The organism is Citrobacter sp. wls714 (genome assembly GCF_005281025.1).
In the GTDB taxonomy this organism is placed as follows: Bacteria; Pseudomonadota; Gammaproteobacteria; order Enterobacterales; family Enterobacteriaceae; genus Citrobacter; species Citrobacter werkmanii.
On the sequence record NZ_SZWZ01000092.1, the window covers coordinates 46468 to 59652 of the forward strand.

Annotated in this window: 11 protein-coding genes, 1 tRNA gene and 1 other RNA gene; 6 read left to right on the forward strand and 7 right to left on the reverse strand. The window is 53.9% G+C overall.

Going from position 1 to position 13185, the window contains the following annotated elements:
* Window positions 1-22: 22 nt before the first annotated feature.
* From FDX11_RS18945 to FDX11_RS18965, 5 genes are all read right to left on the reverse strand, one after another.
* Window positions 23-1303 (reverse strand): MFS transporter, encoded by a 1281-nt coding sequence (locus FDX11_RS18945; protein ID WP_042311692.1) that lies wholly within the window; start codon window positions 1301-1303, stop codon window positions 23-25.
* A 64-nt stretch (window positions 1304-1367) separates the two neighbouring features.
* Window positions 1368-2306, reverse strand: a complete 939-nt coding sequence (locus FDX11_RS18950) for a sugar kinase (protein ID WP_137361651.1) — start codon at window positions 2304-2306, stop codon at window positions 1368-1370.
* A 3-nt stretch (window positions 2307-2309) separates the two neighbouring features.
* Window positions 2310-3059 carry a sugar phosphate isomerase/epimerase gene (locus tag FDX11_RS18955; RefSeq protein ID WP_137398371.1) on the reverse strand — a complete coding sequence of 250 codons (750 nt, stop codon included), beginning with the start codon at window positions 3057-3059 and terminating at the stop codon, window positions 2310-2312.
* Between the two features lie 100 nt (window positions 3060-3159).
* Entirely contained in the window at window positions 3160-4176 is a 1017-nt protein-coding gene (locus FDX11_RS18960; protein WP_061380947.1) for a LacI family DNA-binding transcriptional regulator, read from the reverse strand.
* A gap of 101 nt (window positions 4177-4277) precedes the next feature.
* Window positions 4278-4940, reverse strand: a complete 663-nt coding sequence (locus tag FDX11_RS18965; protein ID WP_003827397.1) for an OmpA family lipoprotein — start codon at window positions 4938-4940, stop codon at window positions 4278-4280.
* A gap of 159 nt (window positions 4941-5099) precedes the next feature.
* Between FDX11_RS18965 and FDX11_RS18970 the strand changes: the two genes are divergently transcribed.
* Entirely contained in the window at window positions 5100-7433 is a 2334-nt protein-coding gene (locus FDX11_RS18970; protein ID WP_137398372.1) for a molybdopterin guanine dinucleotide-containing S/N-oxide reductase, read from the forward strand.
* Here FDX11_RS18970 and FDX11_RS18975 read toward each other — a convergent pair.
* A complete protein-coding gene (locus FDX11_RS18975; protein WP_042311700.1) occupies window positions 7402-7842 on the reverse strand; it encodes an N-acetyltransferase in 441 nt (146 codons plus the stop codon). The genes FDX11_RS18970 and FDX11_RS18975 overlap by 32 nt on opposite strands.
* Window positions 7832-8401, reverse strand: coding sequence for a DNA-3-methyladenine glycosylase I (gene tag, locus FDX11_RS18980; RefSeq protein ID WP_137349103.1), 570 nt, complete (start codon window positions 8399-8401; stop codon window positions 7832-7834). The genes FDX11_RS18975 and tag overlap by 11 nt, the downstream gene beginning before the upstream one ends.
* A gap of 159 nt (window positions 8402-8560) precedes the next feature.
* On the opposite strand from tag, the gene FDX11_RS18985 reads away from it, so the two are divergent.
* The 5 genes from FDX11_RS18985 to FDX11_RS19005 all read left to right on the forward strand — a co-directional run bounded on the left by FDX11_RS18985 (window position 8561) and on the right by FDX11_RS19005 (window position 12957).
* Window positions 8561-9262 carry an autotransporter outer membrane beta-barrel domain-containing protein gene (locus FDX11_RS18985; RefSeq protein ID WP_137361648.1) on the forward strand — a complete coding sequence of 234 codons (702 nt, stop codon included), beginning with the start codon at window positions 8561-8563 and terminating at the stop codon, window positions 9260-9262.
* A gap of 251 nt (window positions 9263-9513) precedes the next feature.
* Window positions 9514-10716: an MFS transporter gene (locus tag FDX11_RS18990; RefSeq protein WP_038635150.1), complete on the forward strand. Its 1203-nt coding sequence runs from the start codon at window positions 9514-9516 to the stop codon at window positions 10714-10716.
* A 211-nt stretch (window positions 10717-10927) separates the two neighbouring features.
* Window positions 10928-12622 carry a kdo(2)-lipid A phosphoethanolamine 7''-transferase gene (eptB, locus tag FDX11_RS18995; RefSeq protein WP_042311709.1) on the forward strand — a complete coding sequence of 565 codons (1695 nt, stop codon included), beginning with the start codon at window positions 10928-10930 and terminating at the stop codon, window positions 12620-12622.
* A 92-nt stretch (window positions 12623-12714) separates the two neighbouring features.
* Window positions 12715-12791, forward strand: a tRNA-Pro gene (locus FDX11_RS19000).
* Window positions 12792-12823: 32 nt separating this feature from the next.
* A non-coding RNA gene (locus FDX11_RS19005) (RtT sRNA) lies at window positions 12824-12957 on the forward strand.
* Window positions 12958-13185: the final 228 nt, after the last annotated feature.

A 13185-nucleotide genomic window follows, 5' to 3' on the forward strand; every position in this document is an offset into this window, starting at 1 on the left:
GCGAATCTCCGTAAGTTAAAATTTAAGCGTGGCGTGCGCCAACCGGAATTTGGGAATTATTAGCAGGCTTAACAATTAAAGTTAGCCATACTGAGGCAAAAAGCGCTACCCCCATAAAAATGTACGAGGCGGATGGGCTGCCGGTTGCGCCATTGAGGTAGCCGACAAACCAGGAACCAAAGAATGAGCCCAGCGCGCCCATGCTGTTAATCAACGCCATTGCACCTCCGGCGACGTTGCGTGGCAGCATTTCCGGGATGATGGCGAAGAAGGGACCATATGGGGCATACATTGCCGCGCCCGCGATAACTAACAGCGTGTAGGACAGCCAGAAGTGATCCGCGCCAACGGCCCAGGAGCCGATAAAGGCGAAAGCGGCAATCAGCAACAGCGGCCAGACAAACAGCTTACGATTTTGCAGTTTATCAGAGGCCCAGGAGACGAGAATCATCGCTGCCGTCGCCGCCAGATACGGTACGGATGACAGCCAGCCAACTTCCACCATCCCCAGATTTGCGCCGCCGTTGCGAATAATGGACGGCAGCCACAGCACAAACCCGTAGACGCCAATACTCCAGGCGAAATACTGCATACACAGCAGGATGACGTTACGTGAGCGGAAAGCCTCACCGTAGTTACGCACGGCTTTGATCCCTTGTTGCTCTTGTTCCAGTTGGGCCTGAAGCGCAGCTTTTTCGGATTCCGACAGCCAGCCGACCTGAGACGGTTTGTCTTTTACCAGTACCCACCAGCAGAACGCCCAGATGATGGCCGGGAAGCCCTCGATGATGAACATTTCCCGCCAGCCCAGCGCCTGAATGAGATAACCGGAAACGACGGACATCCATAAAACAGTAACCGGGTTACCGAGGATTAAGAAGGTGTTAGCGCGTGAACGCTCGGATTTCGTAAACCAGTTGCTGATATAAATTAGCATTGCGGGCATCACGGCAGCTTCAACGACGCCAAGAATAAAGCGGATAGCGGCCAGCATCGGAATATTGCTGACCATCCCAGTTAACGAGGCACAAGCCCCCCACAGGATCAGGCAGACGAAAATCAGTTTTCGTACGCTGCGGCGCTCGGCGTAAATTGCGCCCGGGATCTGGAAGAAGAAATAGCCAAGGAAAAACAGAGCGCCCAGCAGAGAGGAGATCCCTTTGGTAATGCCGAGATCCTCGTTAATGCCTGCGGCGGAGGCGAAGCTGAAGTTCGCGCGGTCAAGGTACGCCAGGCTATACGTGATAAACACGATTGGCATGATGTACCACCAGCGTTTTGCTGCATTGGTTGAGCTATTCATAGACTGCCCTCTGGTTATGCTGATACGCCGCCTCTGTATGTAGGGTACAGCGGTGGCCGGGGATTTATTCCCCTAATTGTTCACGTGTGGGTAATCCTTCGCTGTCGCCCTGAACCTGAATGGCCAGTGCGCCAATTTTATTGCCGCGGGTCACCGCCTGATGCAGCGAACGGCCTTCCAGCAGAGCGCTGATCACGCCCACGGCAAAGCCATCGCCTGCGCCGACCGTATCAACCACGTTGTCGACTTTTACCGGTGCGACGCAGCCGTGCTCGCCGCTGGCGGTTTTGTACCAGGCGCCATCTGCCCCGGTTTTGATAATGACTGCCTTCACACCATGGCGCAGATAAAAGTCGGCGATGGCTTCAGGTGTTTGTTGTCCGGTGAGAATCATTCCCTCTTTTAGACCAGGCAAAACCCAGTCAGCCTGGAATGCCAGCCGGTTCAGTTTTTCCACCATCTCGGCTTCGCTTTTCCACAGCACCGGACGCAAATTCGGGTCAAACGAGATGGTTTTCCCCTGAGCTTTCATGGCGCGGGCGGTATGCGCCAGAAGTTCACAGGAACTGGCGGAAAGCGCGGCTGCCACGCCGCTCAGGTGCAAGTGACGCGCGCTGGCAAAATAGTCCTCGTGGTAATCCTCAATACTGAGATGGCTGGCTGCGGAACCTTTGCGGAAGTATTCCACAATGGGATCGGTTCCATTTTCGACCTTAGATTTAAGCTGAAAGCCGGTAGCGAAGCGCTCGTCCTGAGTGACTCCCTGCGCATCAATCCCTTCTTTTTCCAGCGACTTAATAATAAAACGGCCAAAACTGTCGTTACCTACGCGGCTTACCCAGCCTACATTCAGACCCAAACGAGCAAGACCGGTCGCCACGTTGAGTTCAGCGCCTGCAACGCGCTTGATAAACTGCTCTACATCCGCCAGGTCGCCGGTTTGCGTGGCGACAAACATCGCCATCGCTTCACCTATAGTGACCACATCCAGTGAATTCTTCATGCGTTACTCCTCGCGTAGCTGCTCGACGTAATGGCGAGTAACCGCCGTTAAATCCTGTCCTTCCAGGGGAAACTCGATGCCGCGCGGAACATCGTCAGGCAGCGTTTTTAACAGCGCCAGCCAGCGCGGATCGGCTGCATCAGGCGGCACTGCACGGTAGCTGTCGCGATGTGTAACCGCGGCTTTGACATGGATGTATCCCACGGTTGGCGCCAGGTTTTTCGCCGCCTCTTCCGGGGAGTCGCCAACCCACAGCCAGTTGCCCATATCGAAGGTCAGCGAGATCGGCAGGTTTTGCATTTGGCAGGCTTCGTTAAAGTGCTGCATTGGCTGCAGGCGTCCGCAGGCGGTTTGATCGTTTTCGACAACCAGCTCCATCCCGCTGTTATCCAGCCACGTACGTAAAACGTCGAACTGTTCGGTATGGGAAAAATGACCAAGGGAGACTTTTAACCACAGCGCTTGCAGGGTCTGCGCTTCCGCAAATAGCGCCGGAAGACGGGGGTTGAGGTTACCGTCCTCAAGGAACAGCGGCTCAGGCGCTGAATAACAGGCCAGCAGGCCGAAGATTTCGATCGCTGAGGCCATCGTTGACAGCGTGGTGAGTTCGGCGTCAGTTAGCATCTCGCGGCGAATTTCGACGCCGTCAGCACCGGCTTCAGCAATGATGGGCAGCATGGCGGTTTGTCCACCCGCAGCGCGGACCTGCTCATAGCCGTAGGCGGCGGTGACCACCATAATTTTTCTTTTCATGGAAACTCCATAACCAGCGTTCTTGCTATAACGCTAGATGGAACCGGTTCCAAAGAAAAGCCTATGATGTCGAATTTATGATCACCATCACGAAGGAAATTTAGCGGGCGGTAGAGCCGCGCACGATCAGTTCACCAGAGAAAACCTGTTCCTGAATGGCGTCAGAGCCGCCATCGATCCGGCGTACAACCTGTTCCACAGCGGTGTAGCCAATCTGCCATGTGGGTTGTTTCAGCGTGGTAATACCGACACCCGCCAGCTCGGCCCATTCCAGCTCGTCAAAACCAAGTAGCCCGATATCGCTGCCCCAGTTGAGGCCAATGCGCTTCAGGGCGCGGGCAACCTGTAGCGTAAGGGCACCGTTGGCGGAGATAACGGCTTTGCGCATGCCTCGATGCTGCTGGTGGAACTGGCGCAGCGTGTCATCCAGTTGCGCATTGTCCGTTAGCGGAACTTCGGCATTTTGCGCGATAACGCCGGGATAGCGTGCGAGCGTGGCGCGAAAGGCGCTCAGACGTTCGCGGCGGGTATTCACCATGCCGAGTGGTTCGCTGAGAAACAGAATGGCTTCAAAGCCTTGTTCAAGCAGGTGTTCCGTGGCAACCGTTGCGGCCTGGGTGTTATCCAGCCCGACCATATCGCAGGCGAAATCAGGAATTTTACGATCAATCAGTACCATCGGCAGCGCAGACTGTTGCAGGCGATTCAGCCCCTCTTCGCGCATCCCAACGGCGTTGACTACAATCCCTTCGACCTGGTAACTGCGCAACAGGTCAAGATAGTGCAACTCCTGATCCACTTCGTTGTTGGTGTTACATACCAGCGGGGTAAAGCCTTTATCGCGACAGGCGGCTTCAATTCCGCTTAATACGTTGACGGAGTAGGGGTTAGTAATATCTGCGATGATCAGGCCAATCAGGCGGGTGCGACCGTGTTTCAGGCCGCGTGCCATCAGGCTGGGTCGGTAGTCGAGATCGGCAATGGCTTGTTCAATGCGGGCCAGCAGCGCGTCGGATAGCAGGTGCTTTTCACCGTTGAGGTAGCGTGAAATGCTGGTCTTGCCGGTTTTTGCGGCCTTCGCCACATCGCTGATGGTTGCCCGTGTTGATTTGCTCATCGCTGATTTCCCTGAATTTGGTGACAACACCTTAACGCGAAAATCAACGATGGCAAGTGCTTCATGCCGGATCGGGCGCAGCCTGTCTCCGGCTCAAAACGTTACTGGATCGGGCTTAAGGTAATCTCTACGCGGCGGTTCTGCGCTTTACCTTCCGCCGTGCTATTGCTGGCGATTGGATTTGCCGGACCCATACCCTGAGTGCGGATACGGTTAGCGGCGACGCCTTGAGTGATCAAGGCGCTGGCGACGGAGTCCGCGCGCTGCTGTGACAGGCGCATATTCAGATCCTGGCTGCCGGTGCTGTCGGTGAAGCCCAGCACGTTAACCGCGGTTTTATTGTACTCTTTCAGAACCATGGCCACGCCGGTCAGTGTGTTAGCCCCGGCAGGTTTCAGGTTGGCACTGCTGCTGTCGAAGGTGACGTTGTTTGGCATGTTCAGAATGATGTTATCGCCACTACGCGTCACGCTGACGCCAGTTCCCTGCATTTTTTCGCGCAGTTTTGCTTCCTGCACGTCCATGTAATAGCCGATACCACCGCCAACAGCCGCGCCAGCTGCTGCGCCAATCAGTGCGCCCTTGCCACGATCTTTCTTCGAAGAAGAGAGTGCGCCAATACCCGCGCCGACCAGAGAGCCAATGCCTGCGCCAATACCGGATTTACCCGCTTCGCGCTCGCCGGTGTAAGGGTTTGTTGTGCAGCCAGAAACCGCCAGGGCGCCGCTCACGATGGCAGCAATAACAAAAACACGTTTCTTCATCTCAATTCCTTAATGACTTATTCTTCTTTGCCACAGCGACGGTGGCGGTTGATTATGACGTGTGAACATGAAGAAAATTCCAGGGAAGACTCTGAAATTTGTAAGTAACATTGAACGGCAGAATAAATAAGCCGCTACATCGTATTCAGGAGCGCCATCTTGGCTAATTCACCCGCACACTACTCGGTGTTAACCGCTGCCCACTGGGGACCTATTCTCGTCGAAACCGATGGCGAGACCGTTTTCTCCTCCCGTGGCGCGTTGCCCACCACTCATCCCAACTCTTTGCAAACCGTGGTGCGTGACCAGGTACACAGTAAAACGCGGGTACGTTTTCCGATGGTACGTAAAGGCTTCCTCGCCTCGCCGGAAAGCCCACAGGGCGTGCGCGGGCAGGATGAGTTTGTTCGCGTCAGTTGGGATGACGCGCTGATGCTTATCCATACGCAGCATAAACGCATCCGTGACAGCTATGGCCCGGCCTCGATTTTTGCCGGGTCTTACGGCTGGCGCTCCAACGGCGTGTTACACAAAGCCGCGACCCTGTTACAACGTTATATGGCACTGGCGGGCGGTTATACCGGGCATCTGGGGGATTACTCCACGGGCGCCGCGCAGGCCATCATGCCGTACGTGGTGGGCGGCAACGAAGTTTACCAGCAGCAGACCAGCTGGCCCGTCGTGTTGGAACACAGCGATGTGGTGGTGTTATGGAGCGCCAATCCGCTGAATACCCTGAAGATTGCCTGGAATGCTTCCGACGAACAGGGTCTCGCTTACTTTGCGGCATTGCGTGATAGCGGCAAGCGTTTGATCTGTATCGATCCGATGCGATCGGAAAGCGTGGATTTCTTTGGCGATAAGATGGAATGGATCGCCCCGCATATGGGTACCGACGTGGCGCTGATGCTGGGCATCGCGTATACGCTGGTGGAAAACGGCTGGCATGACGCGGACTTTCTCGCCCGTTGTACCACTGGTTATGAGCGGTTTGCCGACTATCTGCTGGGTAAAACTGACAATGTCGCAAAAACGGCAGAGTGGGCTGCTGAAATTTGTGGGATAACTGCGGCAAAAATACGCGAACTGGCGGCGATATTTCACCAAAATACCACCATGCTGATGGCCGGATGGGGCATGCAGCGCCAGCAGTATGGCGAACAAAAACACTGGATGATTGTCACCCTGGCCGCCATGCTCGGGCAAATCGGCACGCCAGGCGGAGGCTTTGGGCTGTCGTATCATTTTGCCAACGGTGGGAATCCAACGCGTCGCGCCGCAGTATTGGCTTCGATGCAGGGCAGCGTGAAAGGCGGTACCGATGCGGTGGATAAAATCCCGGTGGCGCGAATTGTCGAAGCGCTGGAGAACCCCGGAGGCTTTTACCAGCACAACGGAATGGACCGACATTTCCCGGATATCCGCATGTTATGGTGGGCCGGCGGGGCCAATTTTACTCATCACCAGGACACCAACCGTCTGATTCGCGCCTGGCAAAAACCGGAGCTGGTGGTTATCTCGGAGTGTTTCTGGACCGCCGCCGCGAAGCATGCCGATATCGTATTACCGGCGACCACCTCGTTTGAGCGCAACGATCTCACCATGACGGGTGATTACAGCAACCAGCACCTGGTGCCGATGAAGCAGGTTGTGCCGCCGCAGCATGAGGCGCGCAATGATTTTGATGTCTTTGCCGAGCTGAGCGAGCGCTGGGAAAAGGGCGGCTATGAACGATTCACCGAAGGTAAAAGCGAGCTGGCGTGGCTGGAGACCTTTTACAATATCGCCGGGCAGCGCGGGGCCAGCCAGCAGGTCACACTGCCGTCCTTCACCGAGTTTTGGCAGCGGAACATCCTGATCGAAATGCCGGAAAACCCCGCCAGCGCGCACTTTATTCGGTTTGCGGATTTTCGCCGCGATCCACAGGCGCATCCGCTGAAAACGGACAGCGGAAAAATTGAAATCTACTCCGCGAAGATTGCTGGTTACGGCTATGCGGATTGTGCTGGACACCCGATGTGGCTGGAACCTGATGAGTGGTTTGGTAACGCCGAGCCGGGTCAGTTACAGCTGCTTTCCGCCCATCCGGCGCACCGTTTGCACAGCCAGTTGAATTACAGTGCGTTGCGTGAGCAGTATGCGGTGGCGGATCGTGAGCCCGTTACGATCCATCCGCAGGACGCCAACACACGTGGTATTAAGGATGGCGACACGGTGAGGGTGTGGAACGCGCGTGGGCACGTTCTGGCGGGTGCTGTCGTGACGACAGGGATCAAACCTGGCGTCATTTGCATTCATGAAGGCGCCTGGCCTGATTTGGATCTCACTGCCGGTGGTATTTGTAAAAATGGTGCCGTCAACGTGCTGACCAAAGATCTCCCCAGCTCGAAGCTGGGGAATGGCTGCGCGGGCAACACTGCCCTGGCGTGGATCGAAAAATACAATGGACCCGCCCTGACGCTTACGGCGTTTGATCCGCCTGCCAGCCCATAATCCACGTGGGGTGGTGAGTTTCTTCCTGCCATGCGCCGTCTTCAATGCGAAAACCCAGCGCATGGTAGAAGTTTACCGCTGACTGATTCTTCTGGTAGACCTCCAGGCTGAGTAGAGAAAAGCGCTGCTGCACATGCTGCACCAGCGCTGTACCAATTCCGCTTCTGATGGCCGCTGGCGCGACAAACAACGCGCCAAGGAAGCGTTCGTCAATCACGCTGACAAAGCCTTTGAGTACACCTTCTTCTTCCCACACCCAGGTTTGCGCGGCGGGCAGGTATACATCACGCACGATGGGTTCACTTTCGCGCCAGTAGCGTTCGTCGATAAACGGATGGGCATGGATCGTGCTTTCCATCCACAGCGCCAGAATTGACGGCAGATCGTCAGCTTTAGATTCACGAATCATGTTGTGCCCCTGGGTAACAGATGCAACTGGTGATATGGTCGTTGACCAGACCACAGGCCTGCATAAAGGAGTAGCAGATGGTGGTGCCGACAAACTTAAACCCGCGTTTTTTTAACGCCTTAGACAGAGCATCTGACGCAGGTGTTGAGGTGGGGATATCGCTCAGGTTGGCGGCGCGGGTCACTTGCGGTTGGTTATCAACAAATGACCAGACGAACTCGCTAAACGATTCACCGTTTTGCGCCATGGCCAGAAATGCGCGAGCGTTACCGATAATGGCCTGAATTTTTCCGCGATGGCGAATAATGCCGGCATCCTGTACCAGCCTTTCCACATCCTCTTCGGTCATGGCTGCCACTTTTTCCGGATCAAAATGGTGGAAGGCGTGGCGATAATTTTCCCGTTTCTTCAGTACGGTGATCCATGATAATCCCGCCTGCTGGCCTTCCAGGCAGATCATTTCGAACAGCTTCTTGCCATCGGTTTCGGGGACGCCCCATTCCTTGTCGTGATAGGCAATGTAAAGTGGGTCCTGGCTGACCCATCCGCAACGCTGCATATTCTTCCTCGCTGTTTTTACTGGCGTAAAAATTTCATTCGGCCCGCCTTGACGCGCCAGCTAAAAAGACAATATTTAATACAGGGCCTGATGGCCCCGATTTCCTACACACAATGACAATAATATCGCCGAATTCGGCTCTTTTCTGGAGTCGCGTTGATGATTATAAGAAACAGTAGTGGTCGCCAAAGGTTAACTCTGGCGAGCGTCGTAGTTTGTGCGCTGTCCATCAATACAGCATATGGCTGGCAACAAGAATATATCGTTGATGCGATGTCAGGGCATACGGCTGAACGTTATACATGGGACAGCGATCACCAACCACGTTATAACGACATTCTGGAGGAACGAATTCGTTCTACGCAGAATGTGGCGGGGCCGGTGGTGAATCTGGCCGATCAGACGCTGATGGATACGACCAGCGGCATGAGTATGGGCTGGAACTTTCCTCTTTCCAGGCAGGTAACAACCGGACCGGTCGCCGCCTTACATTATGACGGCTCGACCACGTCTACCTACAACGAGTTTGGTGATAGCGCGACCTCAATAACACCGACCGATCCGATGTGGCATGCCAGCGTCAGCACGTTAGGCTGGCGAGTCAATTCGCAGTTCGGTGATGTGCGTCCCTGGGCGCAAATCAGCTATAACCAACAGTTTGGCGAGAATATCTGGAAGGCGCAGTCGGGCCTCAGCCGCATGACGACAGCAGGACAGGACGGTAACTGGCTGGATGTTACCGTCGGTGCGGATATGCTGTTGAACCCGCATATGGCGGCTTACGCCGCACTTTCTCAGGCAGAAAACAGTACCAACAATAGCGACTATATGTACACCATGGGGGTTAGCGCTAAATTTTAACGGAAGAAATCATTGGTTATACATCTTAGTTACATATTAGGATCAATAATCACACACCTTCCAGCGATAGTGTGTACTAACTCTTGCGATAAAATTCAGTATCCCGACTTTTTGTCTCGTCATTCATTCCGCAATCCAGGCATTTCATTCCGTCTTGGCGGCATTTCATGCCGTTTTTTCCTGGTATAAATGGCGCTTCGGTATGGTTGTTGGCAGAGAATTTCCCATTTTGCTTATGCAGGAAGACTGCCATGAAAACTTCTGATTATCAGCGTACCCGTTGGCTGACACTGATCGGCACCATCATTACCCAATTTGCCTTAGGTTCTGTTTATACCTGGAGCCTGTTTAATGGCGCGCTCTCTTCTAAACTGGACGCGCCGGTGAGTCAGGTTGCATTTTCCTTTGGTTTGCTGAGCCTGGGGTTGGCGATTTCTTCTTCCGTCGCCGGAAAACTGCAAGAACGTTTTGGCGTGAAACGCGTCACCATGGCCTCCGGTATCTTACTGGGCGTCGGCTTCTTCTTAACCGCCCACTCTGACAGCCTGATTATGCTGTGGTTGAGCGCCGGTGTACTGGTCGGCCTGGCGGATGGCGCAGGATACCTGTTAACCCTTTCCAACTGCGTAAAATGGTTCCCTGAGCGTAAGGGGCTGATTTCCGCCTTTGCCATCGGCTCTTATGGCCTGGGTAGCCTCGGTTTTAAATTTATCGACAGCCAACTGCTCAGCACCGTGGGTCTGGAAAAAACCTTTATGATCTGGGGCGCAATTGTGCTGGTGATGATCGTCTTTGGCTCCATGCTGATGAAAGATGCGCCGAATCAGGAAGTGAAGGCGAAAAATGGCGTGGTCGAGAACGACTACACTCTGGCGCAGTCCATGCGTAAACCACAGTACTGGATGCTGGCCGTGATGTTCCTAACTGCATGTATGAGCGGGCTGTATGTAATTGGCGTGGCGAAAGATATTGCACAGAGCCTGGCGCATATGGATGTAGCCACGGCGGCAAATGCAGTAACCGTCATCTCCATCGCTAACCTGTCAGGCCGTCTGGTACTGGGTATTCTGTCCGACAAAATCTCTCGTATTCGTGTTATCACCATTGGTCAGGTTGTTTCGCTGGTCGGTATGGCGGCACTGCTGTTCGCCCCGCTCAATGACGTTACTTTCTTTGCGGCAATTGCTTGTGTGGCATTTAACTTTGGCGGCACCATCACCGTGTTCCCGTCACTGGTGAGTGAGTTCTTTGGTCTCAATAACCTGGCTAAAAACTACGGGGTTATTTACCTGGGCTTCGGTATCGGCAGTATTTGTGGTTCCATTATCGCCTCGCTGTTTGGCGGATTCTATGTGACCTTCTGCGTTATCTTTGCGCTGTTAATCATCTCGCTGGCACTTTCCACCACTATTCGCCAGCCGCAACGTAGCGTATATACCGAGGCGCACGCCTAAATCTATTAGTGGTCTGATTAATACCTGGCGCATATATTTACAAAAATATATGCGCCATTTGCATTCTCTATAAGCACTTTTCTTCCCTCCTGTGGTCTACTTACCCGCGCCCGTAGATATTTCACCTCTGCTGTTGTCGCATTTTTCCCCTGTAAAGTCTGTTTGGCCGCTGCGCAGGGAGTTTTTATCCCGATCCCCAGGGTTTGTTTGCATGAGATACATTAAGTCGATGACGCAGCAGAAACTCAGTTTCTTGCTGGCAATCTATATCGGTTTGTTTATGAACTGTGCTGTATTTTTCCGTCGTTTTAGCGGATATGCGCACGAATTCACCGTCTGGAAAGGACTCTCTGCGGTTGTTGAATTAGCCGGCACTGTGCTGGTGACCTTCTTTTTATTACGGCTTCTCTCTTTATTCGGTCGACGGGCCTGGCGTGTGCTGGCCACCTTTGTGGTGCTGTGTTCTGCCGGCGCCAGCTATTATATGACCTTCCTGAACGTGGTTATTGGCTACGGTATTATTGCCTCCGTCATGACCACGGATATTGATTTATCGAAAGAAGTGGTTGGCTGGCATTTCATCGTGTGGCTGGTTTCGGTCAGTATTATCCCATTGGTGTTGATCTGGAGTAACCGCTGCCGCTATACCCTGATGAGACAGATTCGTACGCCGGGCATGAGATGGCGTAGCGTGGCGGTGGTGTTACTGGCAGGTCTGATGGTGTGGGTGCCGATTCGCCTGTTGAGTATGCAACAGAGAAGCGTTGAACGGGAAACCGGCATCGATCTACCCAGCTATGGCGGGGTTGTGGCGAACTCTTATTTACCGTCAAACTGGCTCTCGGCGTTGGGTCTGTACGCCTGGGCGCAGGTGGATGAGTCTTCAGATAACAAATCGCTAATGAACCCGGCCAAAAAGTTTACCTATGTTGCGCCGAAGAACCTCGACGACACCTATGTGGTGTTTATCATCGGCGAAACCACCCGCTGGGATCATATGGGGATTTTTGGCTACGAGCGAAATACCACGCCAAGGCTCGCCCAGGAGAAAAATCTGGCCGCGTTCCGGGGATATTCCTGTGATACGGCAACCAAACTTTCTCTGCGCTGCATGTTTGTACGTGAAGGTGGGGCGGAAGAAAATCCTCAGCGAACCCTCAAAGAACAAAACGTTTTTGCCGTGCTTACTCAGTTAGGGTTCAAGACAGACCTTTACGCAATGCAAAGCGAGATGTGGTTTTACAGTAATACCATGGCGGAGAACATCTCCTACCGTGAGCAGATCGGCGCTGAGCCGCGTAACCGTGGCAAAAACGTTGATGACATGCTGTTGATTCCCGAGATGCAGCAGTCTCTGCAGCAGAACGATGACGGTAGTAAGCACCTGATTATTCTGCATACCAAAGGCTCGCATTTTAACTATACGCAGCGCTACACCCGTGAATATGCACAGTGGAAGCCGGAATGCGTCAATGTTGATAGCGGCTGCTCAAAAGCTGAGATGATCAACTCATTCGATAACTCGGTAACCTATGTGGATCACTTTATTACGCAAGTGTTTGATCAGCTGCGCGATAAGAAAGCGATAGTGTTCTACGCCGCCGATCACGGTGAGTCGATTAACGAGCGTGAGCACCTGCACGGGACGCCGCGTAAAATGGCGCCGCCAGAGCAGTTCCGCGTTCCTATGCTAGTGTGGATGTCTGACAAGTATCTGGAAGATCCCGACCATGCGAAGGCGTTCGCACATCTGAAGCAAGAAGCTGATATGAAGGTGCCGCGTCGTCATGTGGAGCTATACGACACTATTTTAGGTTGCCTCGGTTATACCTCGCCAAATGGCGGTATTAACGAAAATAACAACTGGTGCCGTATTCCGGACGCGAAGAAGGTTGCAGCCCAGTAACGAAGGCTGCTGACTTTCTCGCCGATCAAATGGCATTTTGATGCTAAGGGATTGACGGGCGCGCTGCTGAGCAGTAAGATGCGCCCCGCATTCGGTGATTGGCGCAGCCTGGTAGCGCACTTCGTTCGGGACGAAGGGGTCGGAGGTTCGAATCCTCTATCACCGACCAAATTAGAAAAGCCAGCCTTCGGGCTGGCTTTTTGCTTTCCGGAATTGACGAGGATGAGAACCTCCGGGGGAAAGAGGTTCGACTCGAGCGTAGCGAGAGAACGTTGCGCCAGCAACGGCCCGCAGGGCGAGCCACGTAGTGGCGAGTAATCCTCTATCACCGACCAAATTCAAAACCCTGCTCAACGAGCAGGGTTTTTTGCGTTTGTAGGCCTGATAAGCGCAGCGCCATCAGGCAATTCGGGAGGCATCGCCGGATGGCGTCGCAGGCGCCTTATCCGGCCTACAGGCTTAGTTTCATCCCGGCGTGTAAGGCGTTATTCCAACCCCACCTTTGACCTTCATTTTGCCTACAAAAATTGTGCGCCACTTCCCACTGACTGTTAACGATTCTG